The following is a 20564-nucleotide window of genomic DNA, read 5'->3' on the forward strand; positions in this document are numbered from 1 at the left end:
ATCTTTCTCATCCATATCTCTCTATTTTAAATTCCAACTGAAAACAAACACGCGAAATTAGACATCCTGACAAATTATATCTTTTGCGGCAAGTTGTTTTATTGACGAATAGCCACTATATTTGTACGTTGTTTTAAACAGAGTACAGACTAAATTAAAAAGTAAAGCATATGCACAATTGGTTTGAATGTAAGGTCTCTTACGAGAAAATGCTGGAAAATGGCATGCAGAAAAAAGTAACCGAGCCTTACTTGGTAGACGCCCTGTCTTTTACGGAAGCGGAAGCTCGCATCATCGAGGAGATCCGCCCCTTCATCACGGGTGAATTCACGGTAACAGACATCAAACGAGCTCGTTTATCCGAATTATTCTTCAACGAGAATGGTGATCGGTTCTATAAGATCAAGGTTTATTTTATCACGTTGGACGAGAAGAGCGGAGCGGAAAAGAAAACCGCCGCACAAATGCTTGCCCAAGCCACTACGCTGAAAGAGGCCATCGCCGTATTGGAAGATGGAATGAAGGGTACATTGGCGGATTATACCATCGCCTCGGTAACGGAAACCCAGTTGATGGATGTATTCCCATTCGATGCGAACAGTATTCCCGGCGAGAAGAAAAGTGGCGAGGAACTGATAGCGGAGCAAAAACAACAAGCTGAACAAAGAGGATAAAAACATGAGTATCGCTCAAAACATAGTACAACTGAAAACGTCGCTCCCGCAAGGGGTGACGTTGGTTGCCGTCTCTAAGTTTCACCCGGTGGAGGCTCTATGGGAGGCTTACAACGCCGGACAGCGGGTGTTTGGCGAAAGCAGGGCACAGGAACTGAGCGCCAAGCAAAAAGTACTACCTGAGGATATCGAATGGCATTTTATCGGCCCGTTACAAAGCAATAAGGTAAAAGATATCGCTCCTTTTATTCATTTGATCCATAGCATAGACTCCTTGAAGCTTTTGGCTGAGGTGAATAAACAAGCGAAAAAACACGACCGCACGATCCGGGTATTATTGGAGATCCATGTGGCGCAAGAGGAATCCAAGCACGGACTCAGTCCTGAGGAATGCAAGGAGTTGTTGCGTGACGAGTCCTTGGCCGAATTCCAGCATATTCGTATTTGCGGATTGATGGGCATGGCTACCAATACCGATGATACGGGGTTGATACGGGAAGAATTCCGCAAGATCCATGATTTATTTATCGAACTGAAAGAGACGCTCTGTAAAGATAATGTCGATTTCAAGGAGATATCCATGGGGATGAGCCACGATTACCCGATCGCTATCCAAGAAGGAAGCACCTTGATACGGGTGGGTACCAGTATCTTTGGCGAACGGGAATATTAAAGTAATTATTAAATCTAAATATAGGCAACATGATTGACATTAAAACCCAATATGCGGGGTTAACACTTCGCAATCCGATTATCGTAGGGAGCTCCGGACTCACCAATAAGGCGGAACGTAACAGGGATTTTGAGAAAGCAGGTGCTGGAGCTATCGTATTGAAATCTCTTTTCGAAGAGCAGATCGAGATGCAGAGCGAGGCTTTGATGCAAGACTCCGATTACCCCGAAGCGGCGGATTATATCCGTGGTTATGTAAAAGCGAATCAAGTAAATGATTATCTGGAACTGATCAAGAAGAGCAAGGAATTATGTACGATCCCCATTATCGCCAGCATCAATTGCTATAAGGCGGACGCTTGGATCGACTTTGCCCGCCAAATTGAGTTAGCGGGAGCGGACGCTTTGGAATTGAACGTGTTCTTCATGGAAACCGAACTGACCGAAGATTTCGAGAGTATCCGGGATACGTATGTCAGTATCATCCGCAAGGTAAAAGAGACCGTATCGATTCCGGTTATCATGAAGATCGGAAAGAATTACAGCAATATTCCTTCGCTGGTTAATTTGTTGAAAGTAAACGGTGCTGATGGTGTCGTGCTATTCAATCGTTTCTACCAGCCGGATATCGACATTAATAATATGCAGATCGTTTCGGGTAATGTATTTAGCAATCATTCCGATTTGAGTGACACGATTCGCTGGACGGCTATCGTATCCGGAAAGATCCCGGGAATCAGTATCGCTTCCTCTACCGGTGTGCATGATTGGGAAGATGTCGTTAAATGTCTATTGGCCGGCGCTTCCGCCGTACAGATGTGTAGCGCTGTCTATACACATGGAGCGGAAATCATCTCCCAAGTATTGACTTGCGTGGAAGAGTGGATGCATCAGGCACATTACCAATCCCTTTCCCAATTCCAAGGCAAATTGAATTACGCCAATATCCCGAACCCGGCGATGTATGAGCGTTCACAATTCATGAAATATTTCTCCAACAGAGATTAAAAGAAATACCTAGTAGTAGAGACGGGGCGTGCCCCGTCTCATCCCAGCTAAATGGTAACTTAAAGATACTATTCAGACGGTGATGAGACGGGGCACGCCCTGTCTCTACTATAGGGTAATATACAATAGTCTTAATTATTTTCCACTAGAAAGTATTTTTATTAGAAAATAGTTATATCTTTGCATCATCAAACAAGTTATAAAGAAATATGGAACCAATTTGCGCCATAAAGGATATCTATAAGATACTGTACCAGTTCGAGAAAAATTTCTCGGAAGTACATGCTATCACCATCAACGAGGCCATGTTGCTTTGTTGCTTAAAGGATAATGAGGCAAAGTCGGCAGGAATGATTTGCGATTATATCGGTCTTTCAAACTCCCGGGTCTCAAAGGTGATCACCTCTGTCGAGAACAAGGGGTTTATCCGCAGGAACATCAATAAAGAGGATAAGCGGCAAATGTTTTTCTCGCTCACCCCAAAAGGGAAAGAGAAAATACAACAGATGATGCAGGCCGAGCTAAACATGGACAGCCTGTTCAATCAACTCAAGGAATACATACAAAAGGGATGAATCCCTTTTTTTAACTAATTATTGTCTACTAACAAATATGTATAATATAAATTAAATATAAACGGATATGAAGTACTTGATTATTGGAGGTGTAGCCGGTGGAGCTACCGTAGCAGCCCGGCTGCGTAGGATGGACGAGAAAGCGGAAATCATCCTTTTCGAACGTGGAAAATATGTTTCTTACGCAAACTGTGGATTACCTTATTATATAGGAGACACGATCAACGACCGGAATAAATTATTCGTACAAACCGTGAAAGGCTTCACGGATCGATTCCGCATCGATATCCGTACGGAGCAGGAAGCAACCCGAATCCTTCCCGAATCCAAGCAAGTGGAGGTAAAGAAACTCGGCACAGGAGAAACCTACACGGAGACTTACGATAAACTAGTGCTCTCTCCCGGTGCGGAGCCTTTGCGTCCACGCATCGAAGGAATCGAGAGTAAAAAGATATTCACGTTACGTAACGTGCCGGATACGGACACGATCAAGAATTACGTGAACACGGAAAAGCCCCGTACCGCCGTTGTTGTAGGGGGTGGTTTCATCGGCTTGGAGATGGCGGAGAATTTGCATGAGCTGGGTATCCATGTCACCGTCGTGGAAATGGCTAACCAAGTGATGGCACCCCTCGACTATTCCATGGCCGCTATCGTACATCAGCAATTGATCGGCAAGCAGGTAGGCTTGATGCTGGAAGATGGCGTATCTCGTTTCGAGGAGACTTCCAGAGGCGTGACCGTTCATTTGAAAAGAGGGAAGCAGATCCCGGCGGATATGGTTTTATTGAGTATCGGTGTCCGTCCGGAAACCCGATTGGCCAAGGAAGCGGGACTTACGATCGGAGCACTCGGCGGTATCGCTGTCAATGAATATATGCAGACCTCGAACCCGGATATTTATGCGTTGGGAGATGCCGTGGAAGTACGCCACCTCGTGACAGGCAAACCAGCCTTGATCCCATTGGCGGGTCCAGCGAATAAGCAAGGACGTATCGTAGCCGATAATATCGTATCCGGCAATAAGGAAACTTATGACGGGACGATGGGAACCTCTATCGCCAAGGTATTCGACTTGACGGTCGCCACGGCGGGAGCTAACGCTAAGCTGTTGAAACGGGAAGGAATCGCTTATCAATCCTCCTATACGCATGGAGCCTCGCATGCGGGATATTACCCGGGAGCCGTGCCTTTATCGATCAAGATATTGTTCGCACCGGAAGACGGACGACTGTTAGGGGCGCAAGTCGTAGGTTTCGGAGGCGTAGACAAACGGATTGAGATGTTAGCGCAAGTGATCCAGCGGAAAGGTACGGTCTACGACCTGGCAGAGTTAGAACATGCGTACGCTCCTCCTTATTCAGCCGCTAAAGATCCCGTAAATATGGCCGGGTTCGTAGCGGAGAACCTGCTTACGGGAAAAGCGAAAGCGATCCAGTGGAGAGAGATCCAGAACTTATCGCCAGATACCGTACGTATCGATGTCCGTACCCGTGACGAGTACAGCTTAGGGACAATCCCCGGCTTCATCAATATACCGGTTGATGAGTTAAGAGAACATTTGGCGGAACTGCCCAAGGATAAACTGATCGTAGTGACTTGCGCCGTTGGATTAAGGGGCTATTTGGCTTATCGCATCCTGACTCAAAATGGCTTCACGAATGTCCGAAACCTATCCGGTGGTTACAAGACTTGGAGTGTAGCGACAGCAAAGATCAAGAATGAGCCGGCCTGCGCACCTTGTTCGTCCGAAGCTGTTTCTGATAAGGCATCTGGTAAAAGTAGCTCTTGCAAATCGACTCCGGCAGCTACGGCGATTAAGGTAGACGCTTGCGGATTAATGTGTCCGGGACCGATCATGCAGTTGAAAAAGAACTATGAGAACTTGCGGGAAGATGAGTCATTGGAAATCACCGCAACAGATCAGGCTTTCGGAAAAGATGTCTCTTCATGGTGCAAGATAACCGGGGCAGAGTTAGTCTCTCTGGAAAATAAGGGAGGCACGATCGCCGCCACGGTACGAAAAAAAAAAGCTGAATGCAAAATAGCGACAGGTGGTAATAGTGCCGACAACAAGACATTGATCGTTTTCAGCGATGACCTCGATAAGGCGTTGGCCTCATTCGTCATAGCAAACGGGGCTGCCTCCACCGGAAAGAAGGTGACTATGTTCTTTACTTTCTGGGGGCTTAACGTGATTAAGAAACGGGAAAAACCTGCCGTATCTAAAGATATCTTCGGCAAGATGTTTGGCTGGATGCTTCCGGCAAATAGCGAAAAGCTGAAACTATCTAAAATGAATATGGGTGGAGCCGGCAGTTGGATGATGCGCCTTATCATGAAGAAGAAACGGATCGACAGCTTGGAAAGCCTTATGGCACAAGCCGTAGAGAATGGTATCGAGATGATCGCCTGCACGATGAGCATGGACGTAATGGGCGTCAAAAAAGAAGAACTGATGGATAACGTTGTCCTAGGAGGCGTAGCCACCTATCTGGAACGTGCGGAAGACGCGAACGTAAACTTATTCATCTAATTCATTCAAAAAAATATCCCAGCATACCCACAATAAGGACAATGCTGGGATATTTTATAAAAAAGAGATTATACGAAGTCCAATGTTGAACGTTTCATAATAAGAGGATAACGTTCTGGATGTTTCAAACTTTCGATCTCCAAATCAACATCTAACTCCGGCCATTCTATCGCATTACGCCCAGCCATCCGAACATTTAACACATTACTAATACGTGCTTCTTTCAACCATGGAACACGATTATATGACAGAAAATAATCCCGTCCTAACACCGAAAGCATAATACCCTGCGCATTAATCATTAATACGTTTACCGATGTGTTCATCAAATGATTTGATGCTTATTTAATCATATCAAACCCAGTGTAAGGGATCAACGCTTTCGGGATGCGGATACCTTCGGGGGTTTGGTTGTTTTCCAATAAGGCGGCTACGATGCGAGGTAAAGCCAAGGCACTACCATTCAAGGTATGGCAAAGTTGCGTTTTCTTATTCTCGTCACGATAGCGGCATTTCAAGCGGTTGGCTTGATACGTATCGAAGTTGGACACGGAGCTAACTTCCAACCAACGTTGTTGTGCCTCGGAATACACCTCGAAGTCAAAGCAAAGGGCAGCCGTGAAACTCATATCACCCCCACAAAGACGAAGGATGCGATACGGCAACTCCAACTTCTGAAGTAATCCCTCCACATGATTCAACATCTCTTGGTGAGATTGCTTAGAGTGCTCCGGTTTATCGATCCGAACCAACTCCACCTTAGAAAATTCGTGCAAACGATTCAAACCGCGTACATCCTTGCCATAAGAACCTGCCTCACGACGGAAGCATTGTGTATAAGCGCAATTCTTGATCGGTAACTGCTTCTCATCCAGAATGACATCCCGGTAAATATTTGTCACGGGCACCTCCGCCGTCGGGATCAAATATAGGTCGTCTACCTCGCAATGATACATCTGTCCCTCCTTATCTGGAAGCTGTCCCGTACCATAACCGGAAGCCGAGTTCACCACCGTAGGCGGCATGATCTCCAAGTAACCGGCGTCACGGGCCTCATCCAAGAAGAAGTTGATCAACGCACGTTGCAAACGAGCGCCCTGTCCTTTATAGACCGGGAAACCTGCTCCCGTGATCTTAACACCCAGATCGAAATCAATCAAATCATATTTCTTCGCCAATTCCCAGTGCGGAAGAGCGTTCTTCGGAAGTTCCGTTTCCATACCTCCCATTTTCTCTACCACATTGTCCTCCGCGGAGATACCCTCGGGTACCTCATCGTAAGGTACGTTCGGGATCGTATAAAGTAAGTTCTGCAGCTCCTCGGCAGCCTGATCCATCTCAACCTGCAAAGCCTTGCTCACCTCCTTGATCTCGGAAACATGTTTCTTAGCGGCCTCCGCCTCTTCCTTCTTGCCCTCTTTCATTAATTGTCCGATCGACTTAGAGGTTGCGTTTACCTCCGCTAGGTTCTTATCTAATTGATTTTGTGCGATACGTCTTTTATCATTCAATTCCAACACTTTATCGATGCTTTCTTTCGCACCCTTAAAATGTTTCTTTTCCAGTCCACGGATTACGGCATCCGTGTTTTCAGTGATTAATTTGATTGTCAACATATTCTATTTATGTTTAATAGTTTTTCTAAGACGCGAATTTAGTAATTTTATTTTACCCGACCACCCGTTAACCAAGTTCTTGTATAATAAGGTTCGCTAAGGCTACTTACCATCACGCCGCTAGAAGTACTGGTATGGATGAAGCGCCCATTTTTCAAGTAAATCCCCACGTGATTCGGAACGCCACGCTTCCCGCCACGGCCCGTCTTGAAAAATACCAGATCTCCTTCCTGCAATTTGGCACGACTCACTTTCTTGCAATTATACTTCAGCATATCCGCCGAGGAACGAGCCAGCTGCTTTCCGTATACCTCCCGATAAACGATCGATACGAAACCGGAGCAATCCACGCCCCGTTTCGTGCTCCCTCCCAATTTATGACGTACACCCAACCAACGGGCCCCCTCGTTGTACAAGAATATATTATCTTCCGGTGTGATACGTACCCCATATAAGCGAGCCAACTCCTTCGGTCCCTTGAAATCGGCGGGCAAAGCTACTTTTTGTTGCTTTTTGCTACCGCACGAGGTCAGACATATAAGCAGGATAAAGATCCGGATAAACCCTAAAGGAATGCTATTCTTCATATCGTTTTCTCTTAATTAAGGCACGAATATACACATAAAGTTTAGAATGCCCATTATAAGGTTCCTACAATGGGCATTGTAAGGTCGTTAGAATGCCCATTGTAAGGAGCTTTGAATGGGCATCCAAGTTCAAGAAGGTTGAGCAGCTTTCAGATAAGCGTTGAACGCCTCTTTGTAGGCATCCGTCACGTGGATGATCTCCTTCCCGATATAAACGCAATTATTCCGGTCGACGGAGCGGATCTTATCCAACGCCACGATATAAGAACGATGGACCCGCATAAAGCGACCGGTAGACAGCATCTCTTCCATGGCCTTCATCGTCACGTGGGTGATAAGCGGACGGGCCTCCCCTTCCAGATAGATCATCACGTAATCCTTCAAACCCGTCACGTATAATATCCGGGAGATTTCCACCTGCCGCAACTGGCTATCCACCCGCACGAAAAGGCTGCCTCTCTCCTCCTTCACGCTACTCATCTCAAACCATTGGCGGGCCTTCTCCGCAGCTCCGAGAAACTTATGGTATCGGATGGGCTTCAGCAGGAAATCGAGGGCATTCACCTCATAGCTATCAAAGGCATACTCCTTAAAGGCGGTCGTGAAGATCACCCTCGTACCGGGGGGCACCATGCGGGAGAGGTTCAGCCCGTCCAGATCCGGCATCTGAATATCCAAGAAAAGCACGTCCACCGAAGACTCACGCAACGTGGAGAGTGCCAGTACCGGATCATTGAAGGAAGCCGCCAGCCTCAGATAAGGCGTACGGCTTACGAAGTCCTCCAGCATCTTCACCGCCAAGGGCTCATCGTCTACGATCATGCAAGTCAGTGTTTTCATAAGCAGTCTCGAAGTGTTATTTGAACAAAGTAACTATTTTCCCGGAGCGCTTGATCATATCGGTAACGACCGGGATAAGCCAGATCCAGCCTACGCCTCAGATTCTCCAGCCCGATCCCCGATCCGCTACGGTTCACGTCCGGTTTCGGATGGTCGCTATTCTCGCAGGTAAAAACAAGGTCATCTCCTTCCGCCTTGAAACGAATACGTACGAACGACGACTTACGGCTATTCACGCCATGCTTGAATGCGTTCTCTATCAAAGAAATAAACAAGAGCGGAACGATCCTCATCGGTTTAATCGGAATCTGCAAATCTACTTCCACGGTAGCCAACTCATTGCAGCGTAATCTCATCAGCTCGATGTAATTATTCATGAACTCGATCTCGCCTTCCACCGGTACCAGCTCATGGTTCGACTCATAGAGCGTATACCGCAGCAAATCGCTCAATTGCCCGATACTTTCTTGCGCCGTATCTTGGTCTATCTGGACCAAGCTGGAAATATTATTCAAGGTATTAAAGAGAAAATGCGGATTCAACTGGTTCTTCAGCCAAGCCAGTTCCGCCTCGGCGTTTTTCTGCCGTTCCTCTTTCAAACGCATCTGCATATCGCCCCAGCGTACGATATAACGGAATCCCACGGCACATCCAACCACTAGCAAATGTAAGAAGAACGCTCCGAAAGCGACCATATACATTCCCGAACGCCATTCGTCCGGGAAATCCGCCTTAGGAGAAAATATCCATAGGTTAGCCCCCGTGATCAATAGCAAATTCATCAAACCAAAGAGCATCTTCCGATCCCGATAAAGCAAATAGGGAACCAATACATAGAAATTAGCGGTGAAAACAATAGCCAACGGAGTAATGAACCCCGTATTAATCTTCCACACCTCGAAAGCCGAACTCGGATTAAAGCGTATGAAAAAATCGATCGCAGGAGGAATCAGCCATAAGGTGATCCACAATAAAGCCTGTCCTCCCGCCAATATATAATCTTGCCTCGTGAGTTTCATAATACCGTTTTTTATAAAAGTAAACGAATCTAACGCCTGCGCCTATGAACGCAAGCGTTTATTCGACGAAAGGCAGGGTCGCTTTAGACGAAAAAAGAATTATCGTTTCTGGATACGAGCCGCATAGCCTCCACCGGGAGCCATATGGATCTTTAATTTGCGATCTGTCGGGACTGGGATTACCTCTTTCTTATAATCACGGGCGGCACGATCGGCATTTATGCCATCCTTGAATAATTCCAAAGTATAATCACCTTCGCCCAAGAAAGACAGGTCTAAATCCAGCTCCCTCGGCGTCCAGTTGGTCAATGCCCCGATATACCAATCATTACCATGACGGCGGGCGATCGCTACATACTCGGAGACCTTTCCATCCAATGAGACCGTCTCATCCCAGATAGTGGGAATGTTAGAGATAAACTCCGTACATTCCTTTTCCCTCCTGTAATTAGACGGGGCATCGCACAACATATTGAAAGGAGACTCGAAGATCACGTAAGTAGCCAACTGGCGGCAACGGGTTCCTTGGCTCATCGGCTCCGAGTTTACCGGGCGATAATTACCTTTAACGGCGTTACGCATAGCACCTTGCGTATAATCCATCGGGCCGGCGATCATACGGATGAATGGGATCGTGACATCGTACGTCACCATATCGTAAGACTCGGGAGACCATTTCAGTTGCTCCAAGCCATTCACACCCTCATAGTTCAATACGTTCGGATAGGTCCGTTGAAGACCTGTCGGCTTGAATACGCCATGGAAATCCACTAGCATCTTATATTTAGCGCATACCTCGGAGGCCTCATAAATAAAGTTCACCATTTCCTGATCGTCACGATCCAAGAAATCCACCTTGAAGCCTTTCACGCCCATATCCGAATAATGCCTCACGACATTCTCCATATCACGAGCGAAAGCCCAATAACCCGCCCAAAGGATAATTCCGACATTCTTGGACTTACCGTAATCCACCAATTCTTGAAGGTCGATCTCCGGTATTACTTGCATCATGTCCGCTTGCAGGTTCACGGCCCAGCCCTCATCCAAGATTACGTACTCGATGCCATGCTCGGCGGCGAAGTCGATATAATATTTATAGGTGGGATTATTGATTCCGGCACGGAAATCCACGCCGTATAGATTCCAGTCGTTCCACCAATCCCAAGCCACCTTACCCGGCTTGATCCAAGAGATATCGTTTACCCGGGAGGGAGAAGCCAGGCGGTAGACCATATCGCAATCGGCCAACTCCTTATCATTCCGGGAGATTATAAACGCACGCCAAGGGAAAGAACGGGTCCCGGATGTTTTGGCGATATAGTTCTCACGCTCTTTCACCAACATCTGTAACTGATTATGGCCGCCTTGCTCCTTCACTTTCGGATAAGGCGCATGAACCGCTTTCAAGGAAGGTTTTCCCGTCTCGTTATTCAAGAACATCCCGGGAAAATCCTCTAGATCGGCTTCCGTGATACAGACCTTGCGACCGTCTCCCAGATCCACCAAAAGAGGCAGGATCTTCAGGCGTTTATCATTTAGGCTAGAGATCGTCTCGTTTACGTAGGGCTGCTCGAAGGAGTTGAAGAATTGCTCCTCGAACGTCGGCTTCGTACTATTCACGTAAGCGGTGAATGTCTTATAATCCGAGGGGAAGTTATAGACGGCCTCCTCGTCGGCGATAACGATCGGTTCCTTTCTTTTCGTCGTGAAACGGTAAGCGACTCCATCGTTATACACCCTAAAAACCAGCCCGTAGTTTCCCCGGAACGAGATTTGCATCTCATTATAGATATCCTTTACTACGTCCTTCTTATAGAACGGAGAGGGTATTTCCTTGTCTACCGAGGTCTTCGTCACTTTCAAGACTTTCGGGTTAGCGCCAAGTACCTCACCTCCTTGTAAAGTCATAGATACGGCAGAATTCATCACCTCCGAATGATCCTGTACGATAGCGAAAGTGACTTTATCGGCTACCGTAACCTCCACCTTTATATCCCGGTTCGGAGACTGGACTTGATAATTCTTCTGGGCGATCGACGGGATAGCGCCCATTAAAAAGAGAAAAGCAAATAGAATGTTTTTACTCATGGTTTATTGATTTAAGTTTGTTTATGAATACAAATATATATTATCTTTGTCATATTCATAACAAAAAACAAATAATACCGAAATGATGAGACTTCACAAAATCCTCTTAACGCTCGTATGTTTCACGGTTCTCTCCGCCCACGCACAATGGAAATGGCTCAACCCGCTCGAATGTGGATTCCCTGTCATACAAAACCAAGGATGGACCGAAGAGATCGGAGACCGTTACGTTCGGCTTCCCCAAAGAGCCGAAGGCAAGGTACGTAAACCCGTCTGGGATTTATCCCGCAACTCCGCCGGTTTGGCAATTCATTTTTTCAGCAACGCCCCTGAACTAAAAGTACGCTATCAAGTAAGCGGACCGCTGAATATGCCACATATGCCCACGACAGGCGTATCCGGTGTAGATCTATATAGTATCGATAGCGATGGCCAATGGAGATTTTATTTCGGCGGTTATCCTTCCGGAGATACGCTTCAATATCATTATACGAACATAGGCAAAGATCTGTATCATGACAGGGGCTATGAGTTCCGCCTCTATCTGCCTCCTTATAATACGATAAAGTGGTTGGAAATCGGCGTGCCCGAAAACGATGAGCTTACGTTTATCCCCGTATCGCCCGAGAAACCGATTCTTTTATACGGAACCTCGATCGCCCAAGGCGCATGCGCCTCTCGCCCGGGCATGACTTGGGGCACGATCTTGCAGCGTTCTCTGGGATATCCGCTTATCAACCTAGGCTTCTCCGGTAACGGACGTTTAGAGAAAGAGGTATTGGATTTTATTTGTGAGATAGACGCACGCCTTTATATCCTTGACTGCCTGCCCAACCTCACGCCAAAGAGCAAAGATGAGATCACGCAACTCGTATCGGACGCAGTCAAGCAAATACGTGCCACCCACTCCTCTCCGATCTTATTAGTGGAGCATGCCGGATATAGCAACGCACCCGCCGACGATACGAAGTTACAAGATTATACACGCATGAACGAAGGAGCTAAAAAAGCATTCGAGGAATTGCAGGCACAAGGGATAAAGGATATCTACTACCTTACACGAGAAGAGCTGGGACCGCACCCGGACGCTTGGGTAGATTACGTCCATCCTTCCGACTGGGGCATGGAAACACAGGCGAATGCCGTAGAGCGGAAAGTACGGGAAATATTACGCATCCCCGAAGGAGACCTCTCTACTACAAAGCCTGTCACCCAGCGCCGGGAACCCAATAATTACGAATGGCAAAAACGTCACCGGGATATTCTCTCGCTGAATCAAAGCAACCCGCCTCGACGGGTGATCCTAGGTAATTCCATCACGCATTTCTGGGGAGGAGAGCCCAAAGGACCGTCCGTGCGAGGTATGGAAACATGGGAGAAAATCATGCGTCCGGCAGGATTCCACAATCTCGGATATGGTTTCGACCGTATCGAGAACGTACTTTGGAGAGTCTATCATGGTGAATTGGATGGATACAAGGCTGAGGAAGTAGTATTGATGATCGGCACGAATAACATCGGAATCAACAATGACAACGAGATCGTGGAAGGCATTCGTTTCTTGCTTTCCGCCATCAAGCAACGGCAACCGGAGGCCAAGATCAAGGTAATCGGCATCTTGCCCCGCCGCAACCAAGAAGAACGGGTAAGGAATCTCAATCTCCGCATCCGTCAAATGGTCGAGACCGAATGGTACACGTTCAAGAACCCGGGAACGAAGTTGCTTCAGGAAGACGGCAAGATAAACGAATCCTTATTCTCAGACGGATTACACCCGAACGAGGAAGGCTATAAACAAATCGTGGACGAGATCGCCCATTAAGCGATAGTCCCTTTACTCACGAATCAATCCCAGCAACATACGCAACGCCGCCTCTGCCGACAAGCGAATGTTCTCCATACGAGGATTCTCCCCGAAATGATAGCACTCGGAGAGAATCCTCTCCTTATAAGCGGCGGCAATCCATACCGTTCCCACCGGTTTCGAGGGAGTCCCGCCTCCCGGCCCGGCGATCCCGGAGGTAGCGACGGCACAATCACATCCCAATACCCGCATAGTTCCACGGGCCATCTGCTCCACGACCGGCTGGCTTACGGCCCCGAAAGTGTTCAAGTCCGCCTCGGAGACACCGAGCACATGATGCTTCACCTCGTTGCAATAGGCTACCACGCCCCCGGTGAAGTATTCCGAGCTGCCCGCCATGGAGGTTATCATGCTGGCAATCTTTCCGCCTGTACAACTCTCTGCCGTACCCATCATCAGGTGTCCTGATTTGAGTGCGTCCGCTACTTCTAACTCTATTGGTAAATCATCTACTTCCATTGTTATAATGATACTAGGAGTTTCATTATGGGAAAACAATAGTTTCATTAGGAAGAAACTTTTGTTTTCCCTAGAAGAAACTTTTGTTTCTCTATAGTAAAACTATTTTCCTATAAGACAACCCTAGAAAAAGGAGCGGCATCCATCGGACAGAACTCCTTATCCATATACTTATAATATCCCGTGATAGCTACCATAGCGGCGTTATCCGTGGTGAACGAGAACTTCGGGATATGCACTTTCCAGCCATAACGTTTGGCGTGATCCAAGAATGCCTCACGCAAACCGGAATTGGCCGATACACCTCCGGCGACGGCTACTTCCTTTATATGCAAATCCTTCGCCGCCTTACGCAATTTACTCATCAAGATATCGATTACCGTAGCTTGCAAGGAAGCGCATAGGTCTCGCTTGTTCTTTTCGATAAAATCCGGATCATCTTTCAAATGATCACGCAAGGTATATAAAAAGGAGGTCTTCAGGCCACTGAAGCTATAGTCATATCCGGGGATATGCGGCTTGCTGAACGTAAAGGCATTCGGATTGCCCTCGTTCGCCAAACGATTCACGACTGGGCCACCGGGATAACCCAGTCCCATCACCTTGGCGCATTTGTCGAAAGCCTCTCCCGCGGCGTCGTCGATCGTCTGGCCGATCACCTCCATATCATTATAAGCGTTCACCTTTATGATTTGCGAGTTACCGCCCGAAACCAACAAGCAAAGGAAAGGAAACGACGGAGCATGGTCGTCGTCCGGAGTCTCCTTGATAAAATGAGCCAACACGTGAGCCTGTAAATGATTGACCTCGATCATCGGGATATCCAAGGAAGCGGCTAACCCCTTGGCGAACGAGGTCCCGACCAATAAAGAACCCATCAAACCCGGCCCACGAGTAAACGCCACGGCACTCAACTCGGACTTATCGATGCCGGCACGCTTGATGGCCTCGGCTACTACCGGAATGATATTCTGCTGATGGGCACGGGAAGCCAACTCGGGGACAACCCCGCCATAGGCCTCATGAACGGCTTGACTGGCTATTACGTTGGACAGCATCACGCCGTCACGGATCACCGAAGAGGAAGTGTCATCGCAAGAAGACTCGATTCCTAATATCGTTATACTCATATCTTCATTCTTTTTTCCGCGAATTAACGAAATCTATCGCGATATTGTTGTAGATTTGCGCTAAATAAATAGAAAAGATATCAGAGGACTTAAATACATAATCATTACCCTGCTTACATTATTCTGGATATTCTATGCGTTGCCGGGCATCTTACTGAGAATTCCTTATATTCAAAACAAAGTATCAGAAGTAGCCACAACCCAGTTATCCGGCCACCTCGGTGTGCCCGTAAAGATCGGTAACGTGGATATCGAATGGTTCAATCGTCTGGTACTGGAAGGGCTTTATCTGGAAGACCAAGACGGGAAAGTCATGTTCGAGGCGAATCATGTGGCGGCGGGATTCGAGATCATGCCGTTACTGGAAGGGAAGTTCGTCTTCACGACGGTACGTTTGTTCGGTTTCTCCTTCAACCTACGAAAACATACGCCTGAAAGCCCCTTGAACCTGCAATTCGTCATCGACGCTTTCGCCAGCAAGGATTCGATAAAGAAAGAGAAGAATATCGATCTCCGTTTCAACTCCATCATGATCCGAAGAGGTAATTTCAGCTATAACGTGGATAGCGAGAAAGAGACCCCGGGAAAGTTCAACGCCAAGCATATCGATATCAAGAACCTGAGTGCCAAGATATCCCTCAAGGCTTTTAACAAGGACAGCGTGAACGCCCATATCAAGAAGATGAGTTTCGACGAGGCGTCCGGTTTCTCCTTGAATAAGTTATCGCTGAACGTGGTCGGGAACCGGGATAGCGCTTTCGTGCAGGACTTCGAGGTACGCTTGCCGCAGACAGACTTGAAGATCGGCCTTGCCCGGATCGATTTAAGTAAGATCGATAGCCTTCCCGCTCTCTTGAACAACGCTCCGATCGATTTGAATATAACGCCTTCGCAAATCTGCCTGAAGGACTTATCCCCTTTCGTCCCGGCGTTCAAGAACTTCGCCGACACGATCGAGTTATCGGCCGAGGCAAACGGCTACATCAATAATTTTAACTTGAAGCGCCTCACCTTGAAGTATAGCGATAAGATGCTGTTTATCGGCCAGATGGAATTAAAGAACATCACCCATCCCGAGGAAACGTATCTTTTAGGGAAGGTGAATAAGATGTATATCACGACAGACGGTATCTCCAGTCTGGCCAATAACTTCAATGAGCGTCCGAAGAATCTCCCGGCCCCGGTCGTCAAATTGGGGACGATCAATTTCACGGGCGAGATATCAGGCTTTTTTGATAACCTAGTCGCTTTCGGAAAACTATCGTCTTCCATCGGCTCCATACAGACAGACTTGATATTCGGTAGCAACAAGGATAAGAATATAGCCGCTTACCTACGGGGACGCATCGCCTCCAGCAACTTGCGGCTCCATGAGTTATTTGGCGAGAATAATCCTTTCGGGGAGGCTCGCTTCGACATCAATATCGATACCCGTAGACCTGTTGGCGGAAATTTCTCCGGAAATATCCAAGCACAAGTCAAGGAGTTCGATTATAAAGCTTATAAATACAAGGATATAAATCTTTCCGGTAATTTCAAGAAGAGTAGTTTCGATGGGACTATCCATGTAAACGATCCCAATGGCGAGTTATACGCCCAAGGTATCTTCCAGCACCAAGGGCAAAACTCCTTGTTTAATTTCACCGCCCGCCTCGATCATTTCCGGCCGGACCGATTGAACCTGACGGACAAATATGAGGCGCCGAATATCTCCTTGGCTTTAAACGCGGATTTCACCGGAGATAATATCGATAATCTGGAAGGTAGCATCACGTTGGACAGTCTTTCTTTCGAGACCACTCCCAGCAGCTTCTTCCTTAAGAAATTCGAAGTAGTTGCCTCGGGGCATAGTCTCGACCGGCAATTAACCATAACGTCCGATATCTTGAATGGAGAGGTCACCGGGTCTTACTCATTCAACACGCTAATCCCCAGCCTTATGAATACGTTCAAGGGATATGTGCCAGCCTTGATCAACACGACCCGGAAAAAACAAATCGTGAAGGAGAATAACTTCGCCCTCCTATTAACGATCGAGAATACGGAAGCGCTTTCTACGACATTGAAACTACCGTTCACGATGGTGCAACCCGGACGGATCACGGGACATTATAATAATATTTATAATAAGTTCCGTATCGAGGCGTGGCTTCCGAAGTTCAATCTCGGGAAATCCATGTTCGAATCCGGCTACTTGGTTTGCGACAATCCGAACGATAAGGTAAACCTCCAATTAAAAACGATTAATTACAACGACAAGGGACTGCGTAATTACCTTGATCTCAAGGCAGACGCTAAAGACAATCTGGTGAATACCATGATTGGGTGGGCGAATAATAAAGAGCGGTTATTTAAGGCCGACATCTCCGCCTCTACCCTTTTTGTCGAGGAGGAAAGCGAGAAAGGGCCGGCCAAGTTACGTACGGAAGTCACGTTGAATAAAAGCCCCCTCATTATTAAAGACACGCTCTGGACCATCAATCCGGCGAATATAACAATTCGTGAGGGCAAGATCGGTATCGAGCATTTCCGGGTAGATCATGAGACCCAGTATTTATCTATGGAAGGGACGATCTCGAAAGATCCGGCAGATACTTTATTGGTAGACTTGAAGCAAATAGAGCTGAGTTATGTCTTCGACGTATTGAATATCCCAGTCTTGCAATTCGGGGGTGAGGCGACCGGTAAGTTCTATGTGAACGACTTATTCAATAGCCGCATGCTAAATACGGATCTGGAAGTAAAGAATTTCTCATTCAACCAAACCCCCTTGGGTCGCCTCAATCTCTTCAGCGAATGGGACGACGCACAGAAAGGTATCCTTATGCTGGGAAGCATCTACAAGAACGACAGCACTTGGACGGATGTGAACGGTTATGTATTTCCAGTCGGGCCCAATGCGGGGCTATCCTTGTATTTCGATGCCAATGATATCAATCTGGCCTTCTTGCAACCCTTTGTCGATACGGTCATAAAGAACTTGCAAGGCCGGGGATTCGGAAGTATACATTTGCACGGCCCCTTTAAGGAGCTGAATGTCGAGGGAGATGCCTATGTCATGGATGGAGGGGTAGGCGTTGATTTCTTGGATACGTATTATACCTTCTCCGATTCCGTCCACCTTGACTCTACGTCCGTCAATTTACGGAATATCACGGTCAAGGATCAATTCGGCAACTCCGGAAAAGTCAGCCTTAAGTTCAATCATCTGCATTTCCGGGATTATAGCTTCCTCGTAAACGTGCAGGGTAATAAGATGTTGATGTATAACGCCAACCAGAAAAAGAATCCGCTGATCTATGGAACGGTATTCGCCAGCGGAACGGCGCAAATCAAGGGCAACGGTAAGTTGATAGACTTTGATATTAACATGAAAAGCGAACCTAAGACCGCTATTTATCTGGACTTCATGAATAATAACTCGGCTACGGACTATGATTTTATCACGTTCGTCGATAAAAGCAAGTTGGCCGCTAACGTAGATTCCACGTCCACACACCCATTGAATATCGTACACGAGACTGACGAGGGAGCCGAACTACGAATGAACTTCCTCCTTGATATCACACCCGATGCCGATATAGAGCTAATCATGGACCCGATAGCGGGAGACCGTATCAAAGGAAACGCCAGTGGAAGTTTACAAATACAATATGGAACAAGAAGTGATCTTCGTATGTATGGCGACGTGAATATCGTACAAGGAAACTATAATTTCAGCTTACAGCAAATCATCCATAAAGACTTTAAGATCAGAGACGGTAGCACGATCAATTTCCGTGGCGATCCCTTTAATGCCCATATGGATATCAATGCGATCTACAATCTGACCGCAAATATCGGAGACTTGGATCAGAGTCTCTTACAAGAAAGTTCTCGAACAAACATACCCGTCAATTGCGTCTTAAACCTTGAAGGCGCATTGCGCAGCCCGTCTATTTCCTTCGACTTAGAATTTCCGAACTCTAACGAGGAATTAGAGCGTCAAGTCAAAGCGTTTATAGACACAGAGGATATGATGACTCGGCAAATTGTTTATTTGCTGGTGTTAAATAAATTCTACACACCAGAATATGCCCAAACGAGTTATAAGTCTAGCGAGTTAAACGCCGTGGCTTCATCCGCTATCTCAGCGCAATTATCCAATCTGTTAGGTAGTTTCACGGATAAAGTGCAAATAGGGACAAACATACGAGCGGGACAAGACGGTTTCAAGGAAGACACGGAATACGAGATGATATTATCCAGCCAGTTGCTAAACAACCGCTTATTGATCAATGGTAATTTCGGTATGAGAAATACGGTCACTACAGGCAAAAATAACACCTTTATCGGGGAGTTCGACCTAGAATATAAGTTAACCCCCTCCGGTGAGATCCGGCTAAAGGCTTATAACCATGCCAGAGATATGTATTTCGGCCTGAAGCAAGCATTAACCATACAAGGTGTAGGAATCATGTACCGGAAAGACTTTACAAATTTCTCTGAGATTTTCAGAAGAAGAAAGAGACCTCTTTTACCCTTGATTCCCAAAGACTCTACGAATGTCCCTCCCGTAGTCAAAGACTCAACAAATCTTTCACTGCCGACTGATAAGAAGTAAGGGAAGTACTTTTCAATACTTTCTTGCGAAGCCTTTTATCGGCCTCAGGCAAAAGATAATCCCAGATTGTCTTCATTTTGGATAATACCTGATGCTCGCCACCTTCCAACCGGGCAGCATATTCATCCATCAACGACTCATGGAACATGACTAGTTTATCCCGCCTCTCATTCACGGTCAAGACTTGTCCGGACACAAACTCAGTGGCCAGCCAAGGAGAGGCCAATAACCCTCGTCCTAGCATAAGCCCGGCAAGCCCCGGAAAACGCTCCTTTATACCTCGGATATCTTCCAGCCCCACTAAATCTCCATTATAATATAAAGGAAGTTTACATTCCTCATAAAAACGGGAGAATCCATCCCAATCGATAGCTCCTTTATATTGCTGTATCCCTAACCGGGGATGCAAGGTTATATGCTTCAAAGGTAACTTATTTAATAAGGACAGAAGCACGAATGACTCGTCCGCACACTCCCACCCCAAACGCATTTTCACAGAAAAAGAAATATCCGGGAACTCCTCAATCGTACGTAATAAAGACTCGGCCTCTTCCTTGTACCGCAAAAGTCCCGAGCCTCTATGGGCACGGACCTGCATAGGGAAAGGGCATCCTAAATTAATATCCGCTTCCCGGTACCCATTCTCTTGGAATAAACGCACGATCGACCGAAACTGGTCTGGTGTGGAAGCGATCAATTGCGGTACGACATGTACCTGCCTATTTCTATCGCAAGCGATATCCTTCAAGTCCTTATTCCGGAAACCACCTTTCTCTATCCTTACAAAAGGAGTATAATAGGTATCTACGCCCCCGAATACTCGGGTATGCGCCTCTCTATAAACCGAATCCGTATATCCTTGCAAAGGAGCGAAATGAATGACTGCCATA

General features: G+C 46.8%; 16 protein-coding genes. 7 read left to right on the forward strand and 9 right to left on the reverse strand.

Going from position 1 to position 20564, the window contains the following annotated elements; translation table 11 throughout:
* Positions 1-170 precede the first annotated feature (170 nt).
* From DW033_RS20935 to DW033_RS20955, 5 genes are all read left to right on the forward strand, one after another.
* A complete protein-coding gene (locus DW033_RS20935) occupies positions 171-674 on the forward strand; it encodes a DUF4494 domain-containing protein (protein WP_005855722.1) in 504 nt (167 codons plus the stop codon).
* Between the two features lie 4 nt (positions 675-678).
* Positions 679-1347 carry a YggS family pyridoxal phosphate-dependent enzyme gene (locus DW033_RS20940; RefSeq protein ID WP_022193158.1) on the forward strand — a complete coding sequence of 223 codons (669 nt, stop codon included), beginning with the start codon at positions 679-681 and terminating at the stop codon, positions 1345-1347.
* Positions 1348-1376: 29 nt separating this feature from the next.
* A complete protein-coding gene (locus DW033_RS20945) occupies positions 1377-2354 on the forward strand; it encodes a dihydroorotate dehydrogenase-like protein (protein WP_005855718.1) in 978 nt (325 codons plus the stop codon).
* 209 nt (positions 2355-2563) lie between these two features.
* Entirely contained in the window at positions 2564-2929 is a 366-nt protein-coding gene (locus DW033_RS20950; protein WP_005855716.1) for a MarR family winged helix-turn-helix transcriptional regulator, read from the forward strand.
* Between the two features lie 67 nt (positions 2930-2996).
* Positions 2997-5465 carry a DsrE/DsrF/DrsH-like family protein gene (locus tag DW033_RS20955; RefSeq protein ID WP_122383118.1) on the forward strand — a complete coding sequence of 823 codons (2469 nt, stop codon included), beginning with the start codon at positions 2997-2999 and terminating at the stop codon, positions 5463-5465.
* A gap of 68 nt (positions 5466-5533) precedes the next feature.
* Here the strand turns inward: DW033_RS20955 and DW033_RS20960 are convergent, their stop codons facing one another.
* The 6 genes from DW033_RS20960 to DW033_RS20985 form a co-directional block, all read right to left on the reverse strand.
* Positions 5534-5791: a DUF2442 domain-containing protein gene (locus DW033_RS20960; protein WP_005855712.1), complete on the reverse strand. Its 258-nt coding sequence runs from the start codon at positions 5789-5791 to the stop codon at positions 5534-5536.
* A gap of 15 nt (positions 5792-5806) precedes the next feature.
* Complete coding sequence (serS, locus tag DW033_RS20965) at positions 5807-7081, reverse strand: serine--tRNA ligase (RefSeq protein ID WP_008780959.1); 1275 nt, start codon at positions 7079-7081, stop codon at positions 5807-5809.
* Positions 7082-7128: 47 nt separating this feature from the next.
* Positions 7129-7668 (reverse strand): NlpC/P60 family protein, encoded by a 540-nt coding sequence (locus tag DW033_RS20970; protein WP_005865414.1) that lies wholly within the window; start codon positions 7666-7668, stop codon positions 7129-7131.
* Positions 7669-7797: 129 nt separating this feature from the next.
* Positions 7798-8508, reverse strand: coding sequence for a LytTR family DNA-binding domain-containing protein (locus DW033_RS20975; RefSeq protein WP_011966047.1), 711 nt, complete (start codon positions 8506-8508; stop codon positions 7798-7800).
* Positions 8505-9527: a sensor histidine kinase gene (locus DW033_RS20980; RefSeq protein WP_048928397.1), complete on the reverse strand. Its 1023-nt coding sequence runs from the start codon at positions 9525-9527 to the stop codon at positions 8505-8507. Before DW033_RS20980 ends, DW033_RS20975 begins: the two co-directional genes overlap by 4 nt.
* Positions 9528-9626: 99 nt before the next feature.
* A complete protein-coding gene (locus DW033_RS20985) occupies positions 9627-11618 on the reverse strand; it encodes a glycoside hydrolase family 97 protein (protein WP_122383119.1) in 1992 nt (663 codons plus the stop codon).
* A gap of 82 nt (positions 11619-11700) precedes the next feature.
* On the opposite strand from DW033_RS20985, the gene DW033_RS20990 reads away from it, so the two are divergent.
* The gene (locus DW033_RS20990; protein WP_122383120.1) at positions 11701-13440 is read left to right on the forward strand and encodes an SGNH/GDSL hydrolase family protein; all 1740 of its coding nucleotides are present in this window, start codon (positions 11701-11703) and stop codon (positions 13438-13440) included.
* Positions 13441-13452: 12 nt separating this feature from the next.
* Here DW033_RS20990 and DW033_RS20995 read toward each other — a convergent pair whose 3' ends face one another.
* The gene (locus DW033_RS20995) at positions 13453-13989 is read right to left on the reverse strand and encodes a CinA family protein (RefSeq protein ID WP_005855698.1); all 537 of its coding nucleotides are present in this window, start codon (positions 13987-13989) and stop codon (positions 13453-13455) included.
* A 62-nt stretch (positions 13990-14051) separates the two neighbouring features.
* The gene (tsaD, locus tag DW033_RS21000) at positions 14052-15071 is read right to left on the reverse strand and encodes a tRNA (adenosine(37)-N6)-threonylcarbamoyltransferase complex transferase subunit TsaD (RefSeq protein WP_005865403.1); all 1020 of its coding nucleotides are present in this window, start codon (positions 15069-15071) and stop codon (positions 14052-14054) included.
* A 139-nt stretch (positions 15072-15210) separates the two neighbouring features.
* Between tsaD and DW033_RS21005 the strand changes: the two genes are divergently transcribed.
* On the forward strand, positions 15211-19674 hold the full coding sequence (locus DW033_RS21005; protein ID WP_122383121.1) for a translocation/assembly module TamB domain-containing protein: 4464 nt from the start codon (positions 15211-15213) through the stop codon (positions 19672-19674).
* On the opposite strand, the gene DW033_RS21010 is transcribed toward DW033_RS21005, so the two are convergent.
* Complete coding sequence (locus tag DW033_RS21010) at positions 19631-20563, reverse strand: tRNA-dihydrouridine synthase family protein (protein ID WP_122383122.1); 933 nt, start codon at positions 20561-20563, stop codon at positions 19631-19633. The genes DW033_RS21005 and DW033_RS21010 overlap by 44 nt on opposite strands.
* Position 20564 lies beyond the last annotated feature (1 nt).

The sequence above is a fragment of the Parabacteroides sp. AF39-10AC genome, from assembly GCF_003635405.1.
Classification (GTDB): Bacteria; Bacteroidota; Bacteroidia; order Bacteroidales; family Tannerellaceae; genus Parabacteroides; species Parabacteroides distasonis.